We start from the raw sequence: 20,388 nt of genomic DNA on the forward strand, positions 1-20,388 counted from the left end.
CCATGAAGCGCCTGGTCCTCCTCGCCCTGCCGCTCGCCATGGCCGCCTGTTCGGGCGCCGAGCGCCTGTCACGCCTGGGCGACCCGCCCGAGATGGCGAATGTCACCAACCCCACCGCCGACCCGCGCTGGCGCCCGGTGACGATGCCCATGCCCAACCCGCAGGACCCGCCGCTGGCGAACAACTCCCTGTGGCGGCCAGGCAGCCGCACCTTCCTGCGCGACCAGCGCGCCGCGGCGGTGGGCGACATCATCACCGTCCTGGTCGCGATCCAGGACGACGCCGAATTGCAGAACCGCACCACGCGGTCGCGCGACAATTCGGAATCGATGGGCGTGCCGCGGCTGCTCGGCCTCGATGCCTCCTACGGCCGGCTGTTCCCCGGCGGCTTCGACCCGTCGAACATGGTGCAGGGCAATTCGACCAGCGGCGTGAACGGCACCGGCGCCACGCGGCGCAGCGAATCCGTCACGCTGCGCGTCGCGGCCACGGTCACGCAGACACTGCCCAACGGCAACCTGGTGGTGACCGGACGGCAGCAGGTGCGCGTCAATTCCGAACTGCGCGACCTGACCGTGGGCGGCGTGATCCGCCCGCAGGACATCGCCTCCGACAACACGGTGCGGCACGACCGCCTGGCGGAAGCGCGCATCGCCTATGGCGGCCGCGGCACGATCAGCGACGTTCAGCGCCCGCGCGTGGGGCAGGAACTGTTGGACGTGATCCTGCCCTTCTGATCAGCGTGTGAGGTTCACCTTCGCGAGGTCGATCACCTCGCGCGCGCGACCGTCCATCACGGCCTTGAGCAGGAACAGGCCGAAGTCGCGCACATTGCCCAGGCTGGTGCGCGGCGGGATCACCAGTTCCTGCCGCGCGCTGACCACATCCACCAGCGCGGGGCCGTCATGGGCGAAGGCTTCCTCGAGCGCGCCGCGCAGCGCCTGCGGCTTCTCCACGCGGATGCCCTTGATGCCCATCGCATTCGCCATGGCAGCGAAGTCGGGGTTCTTCAGCTCGACCCCGGTATCGAGGAAGCCGGCCGCCTTCATCTCGAGCTCGACGAAGCCGAGCGTGCCGTTGTTCAGCACCACCACCTTCACCGGCAGCCCCACCTGCGTGAGCGTGATCAGGTCGCCCATCGACATGGTGAAGCCGCCATCGCCCGACATCGACACCACCTGGCGGCCGGGGAAGGCGCATTGCGCGCCGATCGCCTGCACCATCGCACTCGCCATCGAGCCGTGGTTGAACGACCCGACCAGCCGCCGCTTCCCGTTCATCGGGATGTAGCGCGCCGCCCAGACCGTGGGCGTGCCGACATCGCAGGTGATGACGGCGTCCTCGGTGGCGATCTCGCCCACCAGGCGCGAGAGGTATTGCGGGTGGATGATGTCGCTGTCCGGGCTGCTCTCGGCCAGCGCATCGAGGTCGCGGCGCGCGGTCCGGTAATGCGCCAGCGCGCTGTCCAGGTGGGCGCGGTCCGGCTGGTCCTGCAGCAGCGGCAGCAGCGCCGCCAGGGTCGCGCGCACGTCGCCGACCAGCCCCTGCACCAGCGGGCAGCGGTTGCCCAGCGCCTCGGGGCTCAAATCCACCTGCACGACCTTGGCGTGCTCCGGGTAGAACTGCCGGTAGGGAAAGCCCGCGCCCAGGATGACCAGCGTCTCGCAGGCCTTCATCGCCGCATAGCCGGACGCGAAGCCGATGAAGCCCGTCATGCCGACATCGAAGGGATTGTCGTATTCCAGGATGTCCTTGGCGCGCAGCGTGCGCACGATCGGTGCCTTCAATTTGGCCGCGAGCGCCATCACCTCGTCCTGCGCGCCCGCGCAGCCGGCGCCGCAGAGCAGCGTCGTGCGCCCGCCCGCGTTCAGCAGGGCGGCGAGCGTCGCGAGTTCATCGGCCGCCGGCACGATGCGCGGCGCGACGGGCGCGACCCAGGGCGCCGGCGTCGCATCGAGCGGCTTCAGCGCCACGTCGCCCGGCAGCACCACGACGGCGACACCCTTGCGCGCGACCGCCACGCGCATGGCGCGCTGCAGCACCTGCGGCAGCATGGCCGGGTGCGACACCAGCTCGACATAGTGGCTGCAGCCCTGGAACAGGATCTCGGGGTGCGTGGCCTGGAAATAGTCGATGCCGATCTCGCTGCTCGGGATATGCGCGGCCAGTGCGAGCACCGGCGCGCCGGAGCGCTGGCAATCGTACAGCCCGTTGATGAGGTGCAGGTTGCCCGGCCCGCAACTGCCCGCGCACACCGCGAGCTGGCCGGTCAGCTGTGCCTCCGCCCCCGCGGCGAAGGCCGCGGCTTCCTCGTGGCGCACATGCACCCAATCGATCGCGCCGTGCCGGCGCAGGCTGTCGGTCACGCCGTTCAGGCTGTCGCCGACCACGCCGTAGATGCGCTTCACCCCGGCGGCTTCGAGCGAGGCGGCGAGGAAGTCGGCGGCGGTCTGGGTCACGGGCGGCTCCGTCGTTGCGCCGCCGAGCCTAGACGCCCTGCCCGTCGCCTCGCCACCACTCCCGAAGCGCTCCGCCCAGGAAAGGGCCGCGGAGGTGCCCCGCGGCCGGGGGTCTAGGGGGGCCCTGCCCCCCCTACCGCCGGGAGGTTAGGGTTGGCGTCGCGGCTAACCTCCCCGGCGGACAAACCAAATGTGCGGGCGATATTTCCAGGCGCGTGGATCGGGCGACATCGCGCGCTACTTCGGCACGACGAACGCGGTGCCGAACCTCATCCCATCCTTCAACAAGGCGCCGACGCAGGACGGCCTGGTGGTGCGCCGCCATCCCGAAACCGGTGCGTTGCACCTTGATGTGCTGCGCTGGGGCCTGGTGCCGCGCTGGGCGAAGGATGCGACCGGCGGCGCGCGCATGATGAACGCTCGGGGCGAGACCGTCGCGGAAAAGCCCGCCTTCCGCGACGCCTTCGCGAAACGCCGCTGCCTGGTGCCGATGGACGGCTTCTACGAATGGCGCACGGAAGGAAAGGCCAAGCAGCCCTTCGCCTGTTCGCTGAAATCCGGCGAACCCATGGCCTGCGCGGGCTTGTGGGAAGGCTGGAAGCAGCCCGATGGCGACTGGCTGCGCACCTATTCCATCGTTACCTGTGCCGCCGCCGGCCGCCAGGCGCTGCTGCACGAACGCATGCCGGTGATCCTGCCGCGCGAGGCCTGGGACGACTGGCTGGCGGGCGAGGACCCCGCCGCGTTGCTCAAGCCGGCCGAGGATGCGCTGCTCGCCTTCTGGCCGGTCGATGCGCGCGTCGGCCGCGTGAAGGAGGATGATGCGGGGCTGATCGCGCGCGACGCGCTGGCCGTGGCGCCGGCTGGGCTGGACGACGCGCCGCCGACGCTCGGCTGATCCGCGCCCGCCCTGGTCAATCGTCCAGCGGCAGCGTGAGGCCCCGCTGCGCGAGCGAACCGCGCCAGGCCTCGATGACGCGCGGCGGCACCAGGCGGCGCAGCACGGCGCGGTCGAGCGTCGCGGCGTCGGTCGACAGCGGGATGACCAGGATCGCGTCGGAGCCGCGCACCGACATCGCCACCTCGTCATGCAGCGTCGCCGACCTTCCGCCCCCGTGCCGCGTCCGGTGCCCGATGCCGGTGATGGTGTCGAAGGCGACCGCCTGGCGGAACGCGCGCAGGCCGTCGCACCCCTCGAAGACCAGGCTGTCGCCGCCGACCAGGATGCGGTGCGTGGTGCGCCCGTCGAGCACCGAGAACACGATGACGCCGAGAATGACCGTGCCGGCTGCGGCGAGCGGCCAGCGCAACATGCGCGCGCTGCCGGGCTTGCGTCGCAGCGACGCCCAAAGGATCAGGGCGACGACCACGGCCGCGCCGCCGACGGCGGCCATGGCGATGCCGAAGACCTGCGCCGCGATCGCCACGCAGCCCTCGCCCGACCACGTTGTCCGGTACAGCGTGTCCATCGGGTCCCCCGCCGTGGCGCGCGCCAACGACGCGGTGGCGGCAGCGGCTTCTCAGCCGCCGGGACGAAGCAGAATTCCAGCCGACGTGACCGTGATGTCGATCACCGTCATCGGGCCATACGGCGCCCGACCGACCGTCATGCTCAGTCGTCGCGGTGGACGCGCTCCATCCGCTCGTGGCGCTCCTGCGCCTCGATGCTCATGGTCGCGATCGGGCGCGCTTCCAGCCGGCGCAGGCCGATCGGCTCGCCGCTTTCCTCGCAATAGCCGTAGGTGCCGGTCTCGATGCGATCCAGCGCCTGGTCGATCTTGCTGATCAGCTTGCGCGCGCGGTCCCGGGTCCGCAGTTCCAGCGCCCGGTCGGTCTCGACGGAGGCGCGGTCCGTGAGGTCCGGTTCGGCGATGCCGCCTTCGGAGAGGGAGGAGAGCGTCTCGCCCGCCTCGCGCAGCAGGTCCTGGCGCCATCGCAACAGCTTCTGCCGGAAGTATTCCAGCTGCACCGGGTTCATGAAGTCCTCGGTATCCGAGGGGCGATAATCGGGCGGCAGCGTCACGAGCATCAGTCCAATCCCCCGGCGCAAGGCCCGGGCCGCCTCCACCGCGGCAGCCCGATACCCCCGTTCAAAGCGGGCGGAACATAGACGCGCCCCTGCCGTAAAGAAAAGGGGGGTTCGGCGACAAATCCCTGAAACAGCGTGGTTTTCAGTCTGATGACAGAAAACCTGCGCTCTCGCGCCGCGCGAGCTCGATCCGCACGCGCAGGGAAATCGCGGCAACCGCCTCCGCCAGGGCCGGATCGGCCGCCGTCTCCCCCTGCGTGAGGTCGGCCAGCCGGCGCAGCCGCGCGGGGTCGGCGCGCCCGCGCAGCAGGTCGCGCTGCAGGGCGGAAAGCTCATCCAGCATGGCATCCGCGCGGCGGCGCGCGCGCGCATCGCGCTCGGCGGCCGGGGCGGTTTCCTGTAGCGCCAGCAGGCCGATCGCCGATGCCGCGGCCGGGCGCTCGGCGGCCTGCGCGCCCTCGGCCTCGGTCGCGCCGGCATCGATGCGGAACCCGCCCGCGGCGCCGCGTACCGCGCGCCCGGCGCGGATCGTGGTGCTGCCTCCGGGGCCGCGAATCGGCTGCATGCGTCCTCTCCTTCCTCCTGCCGGCAGGCTCCGCCGCCCACCCGGCAAGCCCTGCCGCCCTGCCCGCCGCCCGCCCGGCTCTGGCCCTGGCACGGCGCTTGCCCTGTCCGCCCCGAACCACCCGCACCGCCCCGCATCCCCGGCGCCGCCGGGCCCGGATGCCGGGGCGCGCGCCGGGCAACCGCGCCGCGCCGGCGGCGTGCGGGAGACGCATCTTGGCCACCAATGCTTACGCGAGGACGAAGATGGCGTTCACGGTGCCGGGCCTGGTGCGGATGCTGGCCGCCGCCCTGCTGCTCGCCGCCATCGCCCTGCCCGCCGCGGGCCAGGAGGTCCGCATCAAGGACATCGCGGACGTCGAGGGTGTGCGCGACAACCAGCTGGTCGGCTACGGCCTGGTGGTCGGACTGAACGGCACCGGGGACAGGCTGCGCAGCGCGGTGTTCACCCGGCAGTCGCTGGTGGGCATGCTGGAACGCCTCGGCGTCAACACTCGCGACCAGGAACGCCAGCTGGATACGCGCAACGTCGCCGCCGTGATGGTCACCGCCAACCTGCCGCCCTTCGCACGGCCGGGGTCGCGCATCGACATCTCGGTGTCGGCCCTGGGCGATGCCACGAACCTCACGGGCGGCACGCTGCTGGTCACCCCCTTGCTCGGCGCGGACGGGGAGGTCTATGCGGTCGCGCAGGGCGCGGTCGCCACCGGTGCGATCAGCGCGCGCGGCGCGGGGGCGTCCGTCACGCGCGGGGTGCCGACCTCCGGGCGCATCGCCAACGGCGCCATCGTGGAACGCGAGGTGCCCTTCGCGCTGGCCGGGCGCGACCGCGTGCGGCTGTCGCTGCGCAACCCCGACCTCACCACCGCGCGCCGCATCGCCGACGCGATCAACCGCAACCAGCGCGGTGAACTCGCCGCCGCCACCGATTCGCGCACTGTCACGGTCAGCCTGGGCGGGCGCAACCCGGTCAGCTTCCTCTCGGCCATCGAACAGCTGCGCGTCACCCCCGACCAGATCGCCCGCGTCGTCATCGACGAGGCCTCCGGCACCATCGTCATGGGGTCCAACGTGCGGGTGTCCACCGTGGCGATCGCGCAGGGCAACCTCACCATCCGCGTGACGGAAACGCCGCAGGTCAGCCAGCCCAACGCGCTGGCGGGCGGCGAGACGGTGGTCGTGCCGCGCACCAGCGTCGAGGTCGACGACCAGTCCAACCGGCGGCTCGGCGTGCTGCCGCAATCGGTCACGCTGCAGGACCTGGTCCGCGGTCTGAACAGCCTGGGCGTGGGCCCGCGCGACCTCATCACAATCCTGCAGGCGATCAAGGCCGCTGGCGCGCTGCAGGCGGAGCTCGAGGTCCGCTGATGGTGACCACCGCCCCGACCCGCGCCCGCCCGGCGCACCGCCCGCAGCACTACCGCGCATGACCGCCCTGCCCGCCGCCGCCGCCGCACCGCCGCCGCGCGCCCTGCAGGCCCCCGCCGCCGCCGGCAACGACGCAGCCATGCGCCGCGCCGCCCAGGCCTTCGAGGCGCAGGCCTTCGCCATGCTGCTGCAGCCGGTCTTCGCCACGGTGGATTTCTCGCGCAGCCGCTACGGCGGCGGCGCGGCCGAGGCGCAGTGGCAGCCCATGCTGGTCGATGCCTATGCCCAGGCCGCCACGCGCGCCGGTGCGGGCCTCGGCCTGTCCGACCTCGTGCTGCGGGAGATGCACCGCATGCGCGCCGCCGCCACCCAACCCAATACGGGAGAGACCACCCCATGATCGATGCCCTGATCCTGGCCGGCCACCGCCTGGCGGAGGCGCTGCGCGCCGAGAACGACGCGCTCGCCGCGCTCGACCTGCCGCGCGCCGCGCGCCTGGCCGGCCCCAAGATCGCCGCCTCGGACGCCTTCGCCGCCGCCTATGCCGCGCAGACGAAGCACGGCCAGGCGCCCGAGGGCCCGGTGCGCCAGGCGGCCGCGCTGCTGGCCGCGCGGCTCGACGAACTGGGCCGGGAGAATCGCCGCCTGCTGGAACGCGCCGTCGCACTGCAGTCGCGCGTGATCGAGACCATCGCCGGCGCCGCGCTGCCGCGCACGCAGGTGCAGGGCTATGCGCCGGCCGGCCGCGCGCCGGTCGCGCGCCCGCCGGCGCTCGCCCTGTCCGCGCGTGCCTGAAGCGTCCTCAGCCGCGCGCCGCCTCCACCAGCCGTTCCAGCGGGTTGAGCAGCGAATGGCGCAGGATGGCGTGCAGAAAGATCCGCCGGTTGTGCACCGAGGCCGCGTGCAGCCGCGCCATCTCCGCTGCCGTGAAGCCGGGCGGCCGGGCCAGGAAACGCTCTACGGCCGCCTTCGCCGCGGCGAAGCGGCGGGATGGCATCAGCACGGAATCATAGGTGTGGTCGACCAGGTCATCGAGCAGGTCGAAGCCGATGCGTCGCAGCGCCGCGATCACGCCGGGATTGCCGAAGACCACGATCGGCAGGCCGGAGCCGATCGCCTTCAGCGTCTTCTCGGTCCAGCGCAGCAGGCCTGGGTTGGCCATCTCGGTTTCGGTCACGATGAACAACTCGGCGGCCGCAACCTCGGCGACCGGCAGTGTGTAGATGCGCTCGTCCGGACTCGTGAAGGTGTCGATGTCGCTCGAATGGTGCTCGCCCTTATCGAGCAGCCGCTCGACCGCCCTGCACGCCGCGTCCGGTTCGTCGGGCGCAAACCTCCTGACGGCTTGCAGCAGGCGCGCTCGGTCCACCCGCACACGCAACTCCTGCGCCGCCGAGAACGACAGGAAGCCTGGCTCGCGACGCCCGAGCAGCCAGGTCACCAGCAGCGCGCGATGCGGCCGCAGGTTGTTGTTCAGGCAGATCCAGCGGTGCCGCCGCGGCCCCTGTGGTTCCAGCGCGAAGCCGAAGCGCCAATGCAGCTTGCGATGCCCGACCAGGCCGCGCCACATCTCGGCGGCATGCATGTGGCCCGACAGGATGCGCAGTGGCGCACTGCCCGGGCGGCCGAACCGCGCCACATAGACCCGCTCGAGGCGCTGGTTCTGCTGGATCCAGACGGCGCGCCCGGCCGGAATGCCGTGTGCCTCTAGAGCCCGATGGATGTTCGCCACGTACTGACGGGCGAACACCCGGCCCTCGTTGGAGCCATCGAACACCACGAGCCCCCGCCCCGCCCGCAGCGTCCGCAGCTTCTCCTCCGGCATGCCGGTCACGCGGGCCACGGCGTCGCCGTCCGCCAGCAGGACGAGGGGCGCGAAGGCGGACACGATGGGCGGCGCATCGGCTGTCGCGCAGGATGGCGTGCCGCCCGGCAGCTTCGCCGCGAGGTCCCCCAGCATGCGCAGCAGCGGCGATGCCAACATCCCTTGCGGCACGATGGCGTCGAATCCGGCCAGGTCGCGCGCCAGCGCCGCGATCTTCGGCTGCAGCCACGGCGGCAGCGGCGGCGCATCATGGAGGGCATTCGACATTCGCGCATTGCCCCTGCGGTGGGGTGGACAGCGTACCGCGTCACGCACCTGCCTGCAGCATCCGCGCGGCGCAGTCGGCCACGGCTATGCCCGCGCCTCCGACGCCATGGCTCCCTGCCGGTCGTCGCCGCCCTGGCGGGCGCAGTCGTGGTGCGTGCGCAGCCAGCGCGACGGTGCGTTTCGGCAGGTGGCGATTCGGGCGGCAGAGCTCATCCCGGCACTCGCGCACGTAGAGCAGCCTCTACGCGGCCGACGCCGGGCGCAGTTATTCCGCGACGGCGCGAACAGGGCGTCACGCGGGAGCGACTTGGCTATGCCCGCCACATTTTGCGGCCGCAGCCGCGCCGTGTCGGTGGGCGTGAAGATCGGCGCGTGCGCCAGGAAGCGCGCTACCGACTCACCGGCAGCGGCGAAGCGAGCCGCGGGGATGCAAGGCAAAGTGCCGTCCGGCCGCGCCGGTGGCGCGACCGCCGGCGCTGACGCTGTCCGCGCCTGAACCACCCTCAGCCGCCCGCCAGAGCGGCAATCGCCTCGATCGGCGCGACCAGCGAATCCTGCGGCAGCGCGCGGTCGAAGGCCGCGCGGTTGTGTGCGCTCGCCGCCCGCAGCCGCGCCAGTTCCGCCGGCGTGAAGCCCGGCGGCCGTGCCAGGAAGCGTGCCACCGAATCGCGCGCGGCGGCGAAGCGGCGTGCCGGCTCGGGCTCGGCATCGTAGCCATGGTCCACCAGGTCGCGCAGCAGGTCGAAGCCCAGCGCCTCGAGCGCCGCCACCACGCCGGCATTGCCGAACACCACCACCGGCAGGCCCGAGCCGATCGCCTTCAGCGTCTTCTCGGTCCAGCGCAGCATGTCCGGGCCTTCCATCTCGGTCTCGGTGACGATGAACAGCTCCGCCGCCGCGACGTCCTCGACGGGCAGGCTGTAGACGCGCTCGCTCGGGCTGGCGAAGCCGTCAATGTCGCTGCCGTGGTGCAGGCGAGAGTCCATCAGCCGGCGCACCGCCGCCCGCGCCCCGTCCGGGTCGGCCGGGTCGAGCGCCGCCACGCCGGCAAGCAGGCGGCCCTCGCGGGTGCGCAGATGCGTCTCCCGCGTCGCGGAAAAGGACAGGAAGCCGGGCTCCGGCCGGTCGAGCAGCCAGGCCACCAGCAGCGCGCGGTGCGGGCGCAGGTTGTAGTTCAGGCACACCCAGCGATGCCTGCGCGGCCCGTCATGCTCGGCCGCGAAGCCCAGGCGCCAGCCCGGCGTGGGCCCGCGCCCCAGCCGGCGCCACAGCACGCCCGCATGGGAATGCGCGACCACGACGCGCATCGGCGCGATGCCCTGCTCCGCGCAATACGCCGCATAGGCCGGCGCCAGCACACGGTTCTGCTGGACCCAGACCACCCGCTCGGGCGGCAGGCCGGCGGCGGCCAGGCCGGCATGCAGGTTCGCCACATGGCCCGCGCGCACGACCGCGCGCAGCGGCCGACCCTCGTTCGCGCCATCCACCACCGCCAGGCCGCGCCCGGCACGGATGGCGTCGAGCACCTCGGGCGGGCCATCGAACAGGCGGGCCGTGGCCGCAGCATCGTGCATCACCGACAGCGGCGCGAAGGGCGCGAGGATGACCGCTGCCGCCGGGTCGGGCTCACGCGCGGCCCGCCCGGCCAGGTGGCGTGCCTCCTGGAACAGCGCACCCACGCGCAGGCCCTCCGGCACCACGATGCGCATCCGCGCAAGCGCCGCGGCGATGCGGTGCGGCGCATCCTGCAGCGCTGGATCCTCGGTCATGCGGCGCGGGGTAACGACTGGCCGCGCGGCTGTCCATCGGGGCCCGCTTGCCGACCGACGGCCGGCGGCGCAGGTTGCGCGCGTGATCGCCTTCCTCCGACGCCACGCCTCCCTGATGGTCATTGCCGCCATCGGGGTCGCGGCCGCAGCCGCGCTGTGGCGGCGCGACGGCGCGCCCGCGGTCGGCACCGCGCTGGTGCATGCGTGGGACCTGTTCCTGTTCATCGCGCCGTCGCTGCTCGCCGGCCTGCTGCTGGCGGCGGCCCTGCGCCAACTGATCTCGCCCGGCGCGCTGGCGCGCTGGATGGGGGCCGAAAGCGGCTGGTTCGGCCTCGCGGTCGCGACGCTGGCAGGCGCGCTCACGCCCGGCGGGCCCATGGCCGCCTTCCCGCTGGTGCTGGTGCTGGCCGGTGCCGGGGCGGATCGCGGCGCGCTGGTCGCCTATATCCTGTCCTGGGCGCTGAACGGCTTCCAGAAGCTGCTGGTCTACGAGATGCCGCTGCTCGGGCCCGACTTCGCGATCATGCGCACACTGGTCACGCTGCCCATGCCGATGCTGGCGGGCTGGGTGGCGCGCCGCCTGCCGATCGCGTGGGTGCCGCCGAAGTGACCGGCGCGCAGCTGTTCCTCGCGGCCGTCGCGCTCATCGCTCTCGGGGTGTGCCTGCGGCGCGGGCCAGGGGTGGCGCGGCGCGCGGTCGTCGATACCGGCCAGGGTCTGGTGAAGATCCTGCCGATCTTCGCCGTGGCGCTGCCGATGGCGGCGTTCCTCGCGGAACTCATCCCGGCCGATGCCGCGGTCACCTGGATCGGGCCGGAGTCCGGCACCAGCGGCATCGTCGTCGCCTCGCTGGCGGGCGGGCTGATGCCGGGCGGGCCCTTCGTGACCTTCCCGCTGGTGCTGGCCTTCGCGAAGGCCGGCGCCGGCGTGCCACAGATGGCAGCGCTCATCACCGGCTGGTCGATCTTCGCGCTGCACCGGATCCTGACCTGGGAATATCCCGTGCTGGGCTGGCGCTTCGTCGCGATCCGGCTGATCGCCGCCGCGCCCCTGCCGATCGTGGCGGGGCTGCTGGCGGAAGCGGTGGTCGCGGTGCTGCCGATCGGCCTCGGGCGGCCCTGAGGCGCTGGCGCCCCCGCCGCGCTTCGGGCATGACGCGCCGCGATGGATGCGAAGCCCCTCGACCCCGACTGGACCGCGCTGCTGCCCGCGCGTGACGGCGCACCGGCCGCCGGCGCGCATGCCCCCCTATTCGGCCCCATCCTGGCGCCCCCGGTCGCCCCAGACGGCTGCCGCGTCATCGGCCGCCTGGCCCAGACGCTGGACGGGCGCATCGCCACCGCCAGCGGGTCCAGTCAATGGATCGACGGCCCGGGTGATATCCTGCACACCCACCGCCTGCGCGCCCTGTGTCACGCCGTCGTGGTGGGTGCGGGCACCGTGCGCCACGACGACCCGCGCCTGACCACGCGCGAAGTGCCAGGCCCCGACCCGGTGCGCGTGGTGATCGACACCGACCGCCGGCTCGGCCCGGACCACACCGTGTTCCGCGACGGCCCGCCCACGCTGCTGGCCTGCGCGGCCGACGCACCGGGCCCCGACACCCACGGCACCGCCGAGGTCCTGCGCCTGCCGCGCGAAGCCACCGGCGGCATCGCCCCGGACTCCCTGCTGCGCGCCCTGGCCGCGCGGGGCCTCACGCGCATCTTCGTCGAGGGCGGCGGCCTGACGGTCTCGCGCTTCCTCGCCGCCGGCTGCCTAGACCGGCTGCATGTCACGGTGGCGCCGGTGCTGCTGGGCTCCGGCATCCCGGCCTTCACCCTGCCCGAGGTGCCGCGCATCGCCGACGGGCTGCGCTTCGCCTGGACGGTGCACGACATCGCGCCGGACATCCTGCTCGACATCGCGGTGGACCGCGCAAGGCCCGGAGCCAGCACGCCATGACCGAGGCCCGCGCGCTCTGGACCGTGGCACCCAACCGCTGCGAGATCCGCCCGGAATCCCTGCCCCCCCGTGCACCCGACCAGGCGCTGGTGCGCGCGCGGGCGTCGGGCATCTCGCGCGGCACCGAACGCCTGGTGTTTTCCGGGCGCGTCCCCGAATCCCAGCACGCCGCCATGCGATGCCCGCTGCAGGCCGGCGATTTCCCCTTCCCCGTGAAGTACGGCTACAGCGCCGTCGGCATCATCGAGGACGGCGCGCAGGCCGGCAGCCGCGTGTTCGTGCTGCATCCGCACCAGGACCGCTTCCTCGCCCCCGCCGCCATGTGCGTGCCCATCCCAGACAGCGTGCCCGACCACCGCGCCGTGCTCGCCGCCAACATGGAAACCGCGGTCAACGTGCTGTGGGATGCCCGCCCGCTGGTGGGCGAGCGCGCGCTGGTCATTGGCGCGGGCGTGGTCGGGCTGCTGGTCGCGCACCTGCTCGCGCGCATCCCGGGCAGCGACGTGACCATCTGCGACATCGACCCGCGCCGCCGCGCCGTGGCGGAAGCCCTCGGCGCCGCCTTCTGCGCCCCCGAGGACGCGCCGGGCGAACGCGACCTGGTTGTCCATGCCTCCGCCGCGCCGTCCGGCCTGCGGCGCGCGCTCGAACTCTGCGCCTTCGAGGCACGCATCGTCGAAGCCTCCTGGTTCGGCGACCGCGAGGCGACGCTGCCGCTGGGCGAGGCCTTCCACAGCAAGCGCCTGTCGATCGTCTCGACCCAGGTCGGCGCGGTGGCGCCGGCCATGCGCGGCCGGCGCACGCATGGCCAGCGCATGGCCCTCGCCTTGTCGCTGCTGGCCGACCCCGCGCTGGATGCCCTGGTCGGCCCCGCCACGCGCTTCGACGACCTTCCCGCCGCGATGCCCGCGCTGCTGAACCCGCCGCCGGGCGAGGTGCCGCCGCTGTGCCCGCTGGTGCTCTACGACTGACCCTGCAACCCGCGCGGCCCGCCGGCGTTGATCCTGGCACACGCGATTGGGGCAGGCAGGCATGGCGGAACAGGAGAAGGCGCCGGCGCGCGGAAACCGGCTCAACGACACGACCGCCGTGCGGGGCGGCACCACGCCCGGCATCCTGCGCTACATGCTGTTCTGGTCCCTGCTACTGGTCGTCGTCGCGATGGCCGGCGTTTGGTTCTTCGTGCGCGGATAGCCACCCGCACAGGCGCGGTGACGGCGGCGCGCGCCGGCGCTACAAGACCCGCATGTACAGCCTCACCGTCGTCGACCACGTCATGATCGCCCATTCCTTCCGCGGGGAGGAATTCGGCCCGGCCCAGCGCCTGCACGGCGCCACCATGGTGGTGGAGGCGGAATTCCGCGCCCCCGGCCTGGATCGCCTCAACCTGCTGGTGGACATCGCCGCGGCAAAGGTCGAACTGCGAAAAATCCTGGATACCTTCGACTACCGCAACCTCGATGCCGAACCGCAATTCGCCGGGCAGAACACCACCACCGAATTCCTGTGCGCCTACATCCACAGGATGCTGTCGGCGGCACTGGCCGAAGGCCTGCTCGGCGATGGCGGGCGCGCGGTCACGGGCCTCAAGGTGCTGCTGAAGGAAAGCCACATCGCCTGGGCGGCCTATGAAGGGGCACCGGCGGCTTGACCATCCATCTCCTCGTCCCCGCGCCCTTCGACGCGATCTCGGGCGGCTACATCTACGACCGCCGCATGGTCGAGGGGCTGCGCGCGCTCGGCGAGGCGGTCGAGGTCGTCGAACTGCCCGGCCAGCACCCCGCCCCGGACGAGGCCGCGACCGAAGGCGCGCGGGCCGCGCTGCACGCCCTGCCGGCGGATGCGCGCATCGTCATCGACGGGCTTGGCCTGCCATCCTTCCTGCCGCTGGCGCAGGAACTCTCGGCGCGGCGTGCGGTCGCGCTGATCCATCACCCGACCGCGCTGGAACACGGCGCGGATGAAGCCACGCGCACCGTGCTGAAGGCGAAGGAACGTGCGCTGTTCGCCGCCTGCGCGCGGCTGGTCTGCACATCGCCGCTCACGGCGCGCCGCCTGCCGGATGATTTCGGCACCGATGCCGGGCGCATCGGCGTGGTGGAACCCGGGACCGAGGAAGCGCCCCGCGCGGCGGGCTCCGGCGGGCCGGGCTGCGCGATCCTTTCGGTCGGCACGCTGGTGCCGCGCAAGGGGCATGACGTGCTGCTGCGTGCCCTGGAACGGCTCACGGACCTCGAATGGTCGCTGACCATCGCCGGCGACGACAGCCGCGACGCCACCCACGCGCAGGGCCTGCGCGCGCTGGCCGAGGAGCTCGGGATCGCCCGGCGCGTCACCTTCGCCGGCGAAGTGGACGGCCCGGCGCTCGAGGCGCTGTACCAGCGCGCCGACCTCTTCGCGCTCGCGACCCGCTGGGAGGGCTACGGCATGGCGGCGGCGGAAGCCATGGCGCGCGGCCTGCCGCTGGCCATCACCGCCGGCGGCGCCATCGCCGAGGTGGTCGCGCCCGGGTCGGCCATCGTCTCCCCGGTCGATGACGTGATGTCGCTGTCCAAGGGCATGCGCCGGCCGATCTTCGATGCGGGCCTGCGCGCCGAAATGGCCGAGGCCTCCTGGCGCGGCGGCCAGGCGCTGCCGCGCTGGACCGACCGTGCGAGCGCCTTCCGCGCCGAACTCGACAAGGCGCTGGCAGCATGAAGGCCGAGGCATTCGACGGCGACTGGCTCGACCTGCGCGAACCCTACGACGCCGCGGCGCGCGACCCGGGCCTCGCCGCCATGCTGGCCGCCGCCCTGCCCGCCCGCCCGCGGGTGCTGGACCTCGGCGCCGGCACCGGGTCCCTGCTGCGCTGGCTCGGCCACTTCATCGGCCGCGCCCAGGCCTGGACGCTGGTCGACGCCGATCCCGAGCTGATTGAACGTGCCTTCGACACCATCGCCGAACGCGCCGATGCCGTGGGCTGGGCCGCGACCTTCCCCGGCCGCAAGACCCTGCTGGTGCATTCGCCCGAAGGCGCCTGGCGCGTGGAAGGGCTGATCGCGAACCTGGTGCTGGCGCCGGCGAACCTGCCGCTCGACCGCGTCGATGCCGTGGTGAACACCGCGCTGTGCGACCTCGTCTCGCGCGACTGGGTCGACGCGATGGCCGCGGCGTGTGCACGCCGCCGCCTGCCCTTCTACGCCGCGCTGAACGTGACGGGGCGCGAGCGCTTCAACCCGCCCTATCCCGGCGACGCGCTGGTGATGCGCGGCTTCCGCCGCGACCAGCGGCGCGACAAGGGCTTCGGCGGCATCGCCCTCGGCCCCGCCGCCCCCGATGCGATTGCCGAAGCCTTCGCCGCCCATGGCTACACGGTGCACCGCGCGGCCTCCGACTGGGTAATCGACCGCCGGTCGCGGCTGTTCGCGCAGGAGATCGCAACCGGCCACGGCAGCGCCGCCATGGCCTGGGAACGCCGCGACGCCTGGCGCATCGAGGACTGGATCGACGCCCGCCGCGCCCAGGCCGCCGATGGCCTGCTGAGCGTGCGCATCGGCCACCAGGACGTGCTCGCCCTGCCGCCAGGCTGAAGGAAGGCCACCATGCCCGACACGCCGCGCCCGATTGCCGTGACCGCCATGCAGGTGCCGCCGCGCGCCAAGCCCTCGGGCTACCCGGCCGACCTGGTCGCCAAGATCGGCGGGCGCGAAAAGCGCACGCTGGGCGACCTGTTCGGGCTGCAGAATTTCGGCGTGAACATCGTGCGCCTGCCACCCGGCGCGGCCTCCTCGCTACGCCACGCGCATGAGAAGCAGGACGAATTCGTCTACATCGTCGAAGGCGCCTGCACGCTCGTGACGGACGCCGGCGAAACCGCGCTCAGCGCCGGCATGTGCGCCGGCTTCCCCGCCGGCACCTGGGATGCGCACAACCTGGTCAATCGCGGCACCGCCGACTGCATCTACCTCGAAGTGGGCGACCGCACGACGTTCGAGCGCGTGATCTACCCCGACGACGACCTCGACATCCGCCCCGGCCCGGACGGGCGCAGCGTGTACTACCGCAAGGACGGCACGCCGGTTTTCTGAAGGAGGGCGACCATGCCCCTGCTGCTCGGCTGCATCGCGGATGACTTCACCGGCGCGACCGACCTCGCGAATACGCTGGTCAAGGGCGGCATGTCCGCCGTGCAGGTGATCGGCGTGCCCGATGGCCCGCTCCCGGAAGCCGATGCGGTGATCATTGCGCTGAAGACGCGCACGGCGCCGGTGGGCGATGCGGTGGCGCAGTCGCTCGCGGCCTGCGATGCGCTGGTCGCGGCGGGCGCGAAGCAGGTGTTCTGGAAATACTGCTCCACCTTCGACAGCACCGATGAAGGCAATATCGGCCCGGTCGGCGATGCGCTGCTGAAGCGGCTCGGGTCCGGCTTCGCCATCGCCTGCCCCGCCTTCCCCACCAACGGCCGCACGATCTACCTCGGCCACCTGTTCGTCGGTGGCGCGCTGCTGGACGAGAGCGGCATGGAGAACCACCCCCTCACGCCCATGACGGATGCGAACCTGGTGCGCGTGCTGGCGCGCCAGACCTCCGGCGGCGTCGGGCTGGTGCCCTTCGGCGTGGTGGAACAGGGCGTCGGCCCGATCCGGCGCGAGATGACGCGCCTGGTCGATTCCGGCCGCCGCTGGGCGATCGTGGACGCCGTGACGGATGCGCACCTGATGGCGATCGGCGAGGCCGTGGCACCCCACGCGCTGGTCTCCGGCGGATCGGGCGTGGCGATGGGCCTGCCGGAGAACTTCCGTCGCGCCGGCCTGCTGCCCGCGCGCGCGGATGCCGACACACTTCCGCCGATGCAGGGCTTCGCGGCGGTGGTCGCCGGGTCGTGCTCGCGCGCAACCCTCGGGCAGATCGGCCTCGCGCGGGACCATGCACCGGTGCTGGAACTGGATGCGCTGGCCACGCCGGATGCCGCCGCGCTGGCGTCGCAGGCGCTGGCCTGGGTCGAGGGCAAGCTGACGGCCGACCGCCCGGTGGTGATCGCCGCCTCCGCCACGCCCGAGAAGGTCGCCGCCCTGCAGGCGAAGCTGGGGCGCGAAGCCGCCGGCGCGCTGGTCGAGGACGCGGTCGCGACCATCGCTGAAGGCCTCGTCGCGCGCGGCGTCGGCCGGCTTGTCGTGGCCGGCGGCGAAACCTCCGGCGCCGTGGTGCAGCGCCTCGGCGTCACATCGCTGCGCATCGGCCCCGAGATCGACCCCGGCGTACCCTGGACCTACGCCAACCCCACCGGCCTGCACCTCGCGCTGAAGTCCGGCAATTTCGGCGCGCGCGACTTCTTCCTGAAGGCGTTCAGCCATGGATGAGGCCGCGCTCCGCGCGCAACTCGCCATGCTCGGCGCCTCGCTGTTCGCCCGCGGCTACAGTGTCGGCACGGCGGGCAACATCTCGGTACGCCTGCCCGATGGCTACCTGATGACGCCGACCAATTCCTGCCTCGGCCGGCTCGACCCCGCGCGGATCAGCAAGCTGGCACCCGACTGGTCGCATATCGGCGGCGACAAGCCCTCGAAGGAGGTCTTCATGCACCGCGCGGTGCTGACCGCGCGGCCGGATGCGGGCGCGGTGGTCCACCTGCATTCGACGCATGCCACCGCCATCGGCTGCCTGGCGGAACCCGGCACCGCCGCGCCCATCCCGCCGCTGACCCCGTACTTCGTCATGCGTATCGGCCGCGCGCTGCCGGTGATCCGCTACTACCGCCCCGGCGATGGCGCGATGGAAGCCGACATCCACGACGCCGCGAAATCCGCCAAGGCCGTACTGCTCGCCAACCACGGCCCGGTCGTGTCGGGCCGCACGCTGGAAGACGCCGTCCACGCCGCCGAGGAACTGGAGGAAGCCGCCCGCCTCGCGCTTCTGCTGCGCGGTGCCGGCGCGCGCGAACTGACACCCGCGCAGGTGGACGACCTGCTCGCCACCTTCGGCTGATGTGGATCATGGTCGCCGGGCCGTATGCCTCGGGCGGCGCCGACGCACCCACCCGCGCCGCGCGCCTCGCCGCGATGAACCGGGCGGCACTCGCGGTGTTCCGCCTGGGCCACACGCCCGTGATCGGCGTGAACATGGCGCTGCCCGTGATCGCCGCCGCCGAACACGACGCCTACGCAGAGGTGATGCAGCCGCTCAGCCTCGCGCTCGCCGAACGCTGCGACGCCATCCTGCGCCTGCCGGGCGACAGCCACGGCGCGGACGCAGAACTCGCCCGCTTCCAGGCCGCCGGCAAGCCGGTGTTCCGCGCGCTGGACGAGATTCCGCCGGCGCGCTGACCCCGCCCGCTACTCCGGCGCTTCCTCGGACCAGCCGATCCGCGTGACCGCCGGCTCCACGCTCATCCGCCCGATGATGCGCTCGAGCACCGCCGGCGCATCGCCCGCCGCCACCACGCGCGCGCTCAGCGCCACGCGCCCGGGCACGTCCAGGTCCTCGCTGTCGAGGCGCAGCAGCCGGACCTCGCCGAGCGCGATCTGCTTGACCAGCAGCCCGCGGATCGTCGCCTCGCTCTCCGCCAGGCAGGTCGCGGTGATGCGGAAGGCGCGCTCCGCCTCCGCCCCCGAATCCGGCACGCGGTCGATCAGCCGCACGATCGGGCGCACCACCAGGTTCACCACGATGATCAGCGCCGCCGTCGCCACCGCCAGGCCGAACTGCGCCGCGCCGCAGGCAACCCCCACCGCCGCCGCGCACCACAGCGTCGCCGCGGTGTTGAGGCCCTTCACGTTCAGCCCCTCGCGCATGATCGCGCCCGCACCCAGGAAGCCGATGCCCGAGACCACCTGCGCGGCCATGCGCGACGGGCTCGCCTCGTTCGCCATCGAGAACCCCACCAGCGCGAAGGCCGCCGCCCCGAGCGAGACCAGCGCGTTGGTGCGCAGCCCCGCCGCACGCTGGCGGTATTGCCTCTCGATGCCGATCGCGGCCCCGAGCAATAGCGCCACCACCAACCGCAGCGCGGCGTCTTCCTGGTCCAGCATCGGGTGCCTCCGCGCCGTGACTTCACCGCGCCGGGCCGTGCCGGCGCAAGGCCCACGGCGACGGCGCGACTTGACCCGGCGGTGCCGCCGCGCGAGACGGCGCGCGGGAGACGCAAGGTCGCGCCCACAGGCGCGCCGGGACAAGGGTCGCGCCGTGAGGCGCGCCAGGACAAGGGAAGCCCTGCCATGCCGACACGCCGCACCGTGCTCGCCGCCGCGACGCTCGCCGCCTTGCCCGCCCGCGCGCAGGGTGCCTGGGCGCCCGATGGCCCGGTCCGCTTCATCCAGGGCTTCGCGCCCGGCGGCACCACCGACATCGTCGCCCGCCTGCTCGCCCCGCCCTTCGCCGCCGCGCTGGGCCAGCCCGTGGTGGTCGAGAACCGGCCCGGCGCCGGCGGCACGCTGGCCGCCGAGGCGCTCGCCCGCGCGCGCCCGGACGGGCGCACCATGATGATGCTCAACAACGCCTTCGCCGTGACCGCCGCGACCTTCCGCCGGCTGCCCTACGACCCGCTGGTCGACGTGGTGCCGGTCACGCAGGTGGCGACCATGCCGCTGGTGTTCCTCACCCCGCCGGGCGGGCCGCTGTCGTCGGTGGCCGCGCTCATTGCCGCCGCGCGCGCCATTCCGGGCGGGCTGAACGTGGCGTCCGTCGGCATCGGCTCGACGCAGCACTTCGTGGCCGAGGCCTTCCAGGCCATGGCCGGCGTTACCCTCACGCACGTGCCGTATCGCGGCACGCCCGCCGCGGTGCTGGCGCTGCGCCAGGGCGACGTGCAGCTGGTGGTCGAAACCCTGGCCGCCGTGATCGGCCAGGTCCGCGCCGGCGAAGCCCGCGCCATCGCGCTGTCGACCGCCGAGCGCTTCGCCGGCCTGCCGGACGTGCCGACCATGCGCGAATCCGGCCTCGCCGAATTCGACCTGGCCACCTGGTTCACCATCGGATTTCCGGCTGGCATCCCACCCGCCGCGGTCGCGCGCATCCAGGCCGAGACGGCGCGCGCCTTGGCAGACGCCGACCTGTCGGCGCGCATGCGCGACATGGGCCTGACCCCGGTCGGCTCCGACACCGCCACCGCCGGCGCCGTGATCCGCCGCGACATCGCCCGCTGGCGCGCCCTGGTCGCCAGCGCCGGCATTCCCCAGCAGGAGTAGC

25 protein-coding genes are annotated in these 20,388 nt (G+C 73.1%); 18 read left to right on the top strand and 7 right to left on the bottom strand.

What is annotated here, in order from left to right; genetic code table 11:
• The first annotated feature begins 2 nt into the window (after positions 1–2).
• Entirely contained in the window at positions 3–737 is a 735-nt protein-coding gene (gene flgH, locus MWM08_RS14805) for a flagellar basal body L-ring protein FlgH (protein ID WP_244407242.1), read from the top strand.
• Here flgH and poxB read toward each other — a convergent pair whose 3' ends face one another.
• Complete coding sequence (gene poxB, locus MWM08_RS14810; RefSeq protein WP_244407244.1) at positions 738–2,459, bottom strand: ubiquinone-dependent pyruvate dehydrogenase; 1,722 nt, start codon at positions 2,457–2,459, stop codon at positions 738–740. It abuts the gene before it with no gap.
• Between the two features lie 190 nt (positions 2,460–2,649).
• On the opposite strand from poxB, the gene MWM08_RS14815 reads away from it, so the two are divergent.
• Positions 2,650–3,357 (top strand): SOS response-associated peptidase, encoded by a 708-nt coding sequence (locus MWM08_RS14815; protein ID WP_244407246.1) that lies wholly within the window; start codon positions 2,650–2,652, stop codon positions 3,355–3,357.
• 16 nt (positions 3,358–3,373) lie between these two features.
• On the opposite strand, the gene MWM08_RS14820 is transcribed toward MWM08_RS14815, so the two are convergent.
• The 3 genes from MWM08_RS14820 to MWM08_RS14830 all read right to left on the bottom strand — a co-directional run bounded on the left by MWM08_RS14820 (position 3,374) and on the right by MWM08_RS14830 (position 5,053).
• A complete protein-coding gene (locus tag MWM08_RS14820) occupies positions 3,374–3,928 on the bottom strand; it encodes a hypothetical protein (protein ID WP_244407248.1) in 555 nt (184 codons plus the stop codon).
• Between the two features lie 143 nt (positions 3,929–4,071).
• Positions 4,072–4,488 (bottom strand): RNA polymerase-binding protein DksA, encoded by a 417-nt coding sequence (gene dksA, locus MWM08_RS14825; RefSeq protein ID WP_244407250.1) that lies wholly within the window; start codon positions 4,486–4,488, stop codon positions 4,072–4,074.
• Between the two features lie 142 nt (positions 4,489–4,630).
• A complete protein-coding gene (locus tag MWM08_RS14830; RefSeq protein WP_244407252.1) occupies positions 4,631–5,053 on the bottom strand; it encodes a flagellar assembly protein FliX in 423 nt (140 codons plus the stop codon).
• Positions 5,054–5,328: 275 nt separating this feature from the next.
• On the opposite strand from MWM08_RS14830, the gene MWM08_RS14835 reads away from it, so the two are divergent.
• Genes MWM08_RS14835 through MWM08_RS14845 form a run of 3 tightly spaced genes read left to right on the top strand, consistent with a single transcriptional unit; the run spans position 5,329 to position 7,215 of the window.
• Entirely contained in the window at positions 5,329–6,420 is a 1,092-nt protein-coding gene (locus MWM08_RS14835; RefSeq protein WP_244459969.1) for a flagellar basal body P-ring protein FlgI, read from the top strand.
• Positions 6,421–6,478: 58 nt separating this feature from the next.
• Positions 6,479–6,820 carry a rod-binding protein gene (locus tag MWM08_RS14840; protein WP_244407254.1) on the top strand — a complete coding sequence of 114 codons (342 nt, stop codon included), beginning with the start codon at positions 6,479–6,481 and terminating at the stop codon, positions 6,818–6,820.
• Complete coding sequence (locus tag MWM08_RS14845; protein WP_244407256.1) at positions 6,817–7,215, top strand: hypothetical protein; 399 nt, start codon at positions 6,817–6,819, stop codon at positions 7,213–7,215. The genes MWM08_RS14840 and MWM08_RS14845 overlap by 4 nt, the downstream gene beginning before the upstream one ends.
• A gap of 7 nt (positions 7,216–7,222) precedes the next feature.
• Here MWM08_RS14845 and MWM08_RS14850 read toward each other — a convergent pair whose 3' ends face one another.
• Both MWM08_RS14850 and MWM08_RS14855 read right to left on the bottom strand, forming a co-directional pair.
• Complete coding sequence (locus tag MWM08_RS14850; RefSeq protein ID WP_244407258.1) at positions 7,223–8,512, bottom strand: hypothetical protein; 1,290 nt, start codon at positions 8,510–8,512, stop codon at positions 7,223–7,225.
• Positions 8,513–9,015: 503 nt separating this feature from the next.
• Entirely contained in the window at positions 9,016–10,281 is a 1,266-nt protein-coding gene (locus tag MWM08_RS14855) for a hypothetical protein (RefSeq protein ID WP_244407260.1), read from the bottom strand.
• 82 nt (positions 10,282–10,363) lie between these two features.
• Between MWM08_RS14855 and MWM08_RS14860 the strand changes: the two genes are divergently transcribed.
• From MWM08_RS14860 to MWM08_RS14915, 12 genes are all read left to right on the top strand, one after another.
• Positions 10,364–10,891 carry a hypothetical protein gene (locus MWM08_RS14860; protein WP_244407262.1) on the top strand — a complete coding sequence of 176 codons (528 nt, stop codon included), beginning with the start codon at positions 10,364–10,366 and terminating at the stop codon, positions 10,889–10,891.
• Entirely contained in the window at positions 10,873–11,403 is a 531-nt protein-coding gene (locus tag MWM08_RS14865; protein ID WP_244407264.1) for a hypothetical protein, read from the top strand. Before MWM08_RS14860 ends, MWM08_RS14865 begins: the two co-directional genes overlap by 19 nt.
• Before the next feature lie 42 nt (positions 11,404–11,445).
• A complete protein-coding gene (locus MWM08_RS14870) occupies positions 11,446–12,225 on the top strand; it encodes a RibD family protein (RefSeq protein ID WP_244407266.1) in 780 nt (259 codons plus the stop codon).
• Positions 12,222–13,196 (top strand): zinc-dependent alcohol dehydrogenase, encoded by a 975-nt coding sequence (locus tag MWM08_RS14875; RefSeq protein WP_244407268.1) that lies wholly within the window; start codon positions 12,222–12,224, stop codon positions 13,194–13,196. Before MWM08_RS14870 ends, MWM08_RS14875 begins: the two co-directional genes overlap by 4 nt.
• 61 nt (positions 13,197–13,257) lie before the next feature.
• On the top strand, positions 13,258–13,419 hold the full coding sequence (locus MWM08_RS14880) for a hypothetical protein (protein ID WP_244407269.1): 162 nt from the start codon (positions 13,258–13,260) through the stop codon (positions 13,417–13,419).
• A 52-nt stretch (positions 13,420–13,471) separates the two neighbouring features.
• Positions 13,472–13,876 carry a 6-pyruvoyl trahydropterin synthase family protein gene (locus MWM08_RS14885; protein WP_244407271.1) on the top strand — a complete coding sequence of 135 codons (405 nt, stop codon included), beginning with the start codon at positions 13,472–13,474 and terminating at the stop codon, positions 13,874–13,876.
• Complete coding sequence (locus tag MWM08_RS14890) at positions 13,873–14,922, top strand: glycosyltransferase family 4 protein (RefSeq protein ID WP_244407273.1); 1,050 nt, start codon at positions 13,873–13,875, stop codon at positions 14,920–14,922. The genes MWM08_RS14885 and MWM08_RS14890 overlap by 4 nt, the downstream gene beginning before the upstream one ends.
• Complete coding sequence (locus MWM08_RS14895) at positions 14,919–15,794, top strand: class I SAM-dependent methyltransferase (protein WP_244407275.1); 876 nt, start codon at positions 14,919–14,921, stop codon at positions 15,792–15,794. Before MWM08_RS14890 ends, MWM08_RS14895 begins: the two co-directional genes overlap by 4 nt.
• Before the next feature lie 12 nt (positions 15,795–15,806).
• Complete coding sequence (locus MWM08_RS14900) at positions 15,807–16,292, top strand: cupin domain-containing protein (protein ID WP_244407277.1); 486 nt, start codon at positions 15,807–15,809, stop codon at positions 16,290–16,292.
• A gap of 12 nt (positions 16,293–16,304) precedes the next feature.
• The gene (gene otnK, locus MWM08_RS14905; RefSeq protein WP_244407279.1) at positions 16,305–17,564 is read left to right on the top strand and encodes a 3-oxo-tetronate kinase; all 1,260 of its coding nucleotides are present in this window, start codon (positions 16,305–16,307) and stop codon (positions 17,562–17,564) included.
• Positions 17,557–18,189, top strand: coding sequence for a 3-oxo-tetronate 4-phosphate decarboxylase (gene otnC / locus MWM08_RS14910; RefSeq protein ID WP_244407281.1), 633 nt, complete (start codon positions 17,557–17,559; stop codon positions 18,187–18,189). Before otnK ends, otnC begins: the two co-directional genes overlap by 8 nt.
• Positions 18,189–18,527, top strand: a complete 339-nt coding sequence (locus tag MWM08_RS14915; protein WP_244407283.1) for a DUF1937 family protein — start codon at positions 18,189–18,191, stop codon at positions 18,525–18,527. Before otnC ends, MWM08_RS14915 begins: the two co-directional genes overlap by 1 nt.
• 9 nt (positions 18,528–18,536) lie before the next feature.
• Here the strand turns inward: MWM08_RS14915 and MWM08_RS14920 are convergent, their stop codons facing one another.
• Positions 18,537–19,232, bottom strand: coding sequence for an MgtC/SapB family protein (locus MWM08_RS14920; protein ID WP_244407285.1), 696 nt, complete (start codon positions 19,230–19,232; stop codon positions 18,537–18,539).
• Between the two features lie 186 nt (positions 19,233–19,418).
• Between MWM08_RS14920 and MWM08_RS14925 the strand changes: the two genes are divergently transcribed.
• Positions 19,419–20,387, top strand: coding sequence for a tripartite tricarboxylate transporter substrate-binding protein (locus MWM08_RS14925; protein WP_244407287.1), 969 nt, complete (start codon positions 19,419–19,421; stop codon positions 20,385–20,387).
• Position 20,388: the final 1 nt, after the last annotated feature.

Origin of the sequence: Roseomonas fluvialis (assembly GCF_022846615.1) — a bacterium.
Classification (GTDB): Bacteria; Pseudomonadota; Alphaproteobacteria; order Acetobacterales; family Acetobacteraceae; genus Neoroseomonas; species Neoroseomonas fluvialis.

Bases quoted from the DNA above. Each gene is read 5' to 3' on its own strand.
- MWM08_RS14840 (WP_244407254.1), top strand. From the start codon at position 6,479: ATGACCGCCCTGCCCGCCGCCGCCGCCGCACCGCCGCCGCGCGCCCTG.
- MWM08_RS14875 (WP_244407268.1), top strand. From the start codon at position 12,222: ATGACCGAGGCCCGCGCGCTCTGGACCGTGGCACCCAACCGCTGCGAG.
- MWM08_RS14895 (WP_244407275.1), top strand. From the start codon at position 14,919: ATGAAGGCCGAGGCATTCGACGGCGACTGGCTCGACCTGCGCGAACCC.
- flgH (WP_244407242.1), top strand. From the start codon at position 3: ATGAAGCGCCTGGTCCTCCTCGCCCTGCCGCTCGCCATGGCCGCCTGT.
- MWM08_RS14815 (WP_244407246.1), top strand. From the start codon at position 2,650: ATGTGCGGGCGATATTTCCAGGCGCGTGGATCGGGCGACATCGCGCGC.
- MWM08_RS14920 (WP_244407285.1), bottom strand. From the start codon at position 19,232: ATGCTGGACCAGGAAGACGCCGCGCTGCGGTTGGTGGTGGCGCTATTG.
- MWM08_RS14885 (WP_244407271.1), top strand. From the start codon at position 13,472: ATGTACAGCCTCACCGTCGTCGACCACGTCATGATCGCCCATTCCTTC.
- MWM08_RS14850 (WP_244407258.1), bottom strand. From the start codon at position 8,512: ATGTCGAATGCCCTCCATGATGCGCCGCCGCTGCCGCCGTGGCTGCAG.
- MWM08_RS14870 (WP_244407266.1), top strand. From the start codon at position 11,446: ATGGATGCGAAGCCCCTCGACCCCGACTGGACCGCGCTGCTGCCCGCG.
- MWM08_RS14900 (WP_244407277.1), top strand. From the start codon at position 15,807: ATGCCCGACACGCCGCGCCCGATTGCCGTGACCGCCATGCAGGTGCCG.
- MWM08_RS14830 (WP_244407252.1), bottom strand. From the start codon at position 5,053: ATGCAGCCGATTCGCGGCCCCGGAGGCAGCACCACGATCCGCGCCGGG.
- MWM08_RS14925 (WP_244407287.1), top strand. From the start codon at position 19,419: ATGCCGACACGCCGCACCGTGCTCGCCGCCGCGACGCTCGCCGCCTTG.
- MWM08_RS14835 (WP_244459969.1), top strand. From the start codon at position 5,329: ATGCTGGCCGCCGCCCTGCTGCTCGCCGCCATCGCCCTGCCCGCCGCG.
- dksA (WP_244407250.1), bottom strand. From the start codon at position 4,488: ATGCTCGTGACGCTGCCGCCCGATTATCGCCCCTCGGATACCGAGGAC.
- otnC (WP_244407281.1), top strand. From the start codon at position 17,557: ATGGATGAGGCCGCGCTCCGCGCGCAACTCGCCATGCTCGGCGCCTCG.
- MWM08_RS14855 (WP_244407260.1), bottom strand. From the start codon at position 10,281: ATGACCGAGGATCCAGCGCTGCAGGATGCGCCGCACCGCATCGCCGCG.
- MWM08_RS14820 (WP_244407248.1), bottom strand. From the start codon at position 3,928: ATGGACACGCTGTACCGGACAACGTGGTCGGGCGAGGGCTGCGTGGCG.
- MWM08_RS14915 (WP_244407283.1), top strand. From the start codon at position 18,189: ATGTGGATCATGGTCGCCGGGCCGTATGCCTCGGGCGGCGCCGACGCA.
- MWM08_RS14880 (WP_244407269.1), top strand. From the start codon at position 13,258: ATGGCGGAACAGGAGAAGGCGCCGGCGCGCGGAAACCGGCTCAACGAC.
- otnK (WP_244407279.1), top strand. From the start codon at position 16,305: ATGCCCCTGCTGCTCGGCTGCATCGCGGATGACTTCACCGGCGCGACC.
- MWM08_RS14845 (WP_244407256.1), top strand. From the start codon at position 6,817: ATGATCGATGCCCTGATCCTGGCCGGCCACCGCCTGGCGGAGGCGCTG.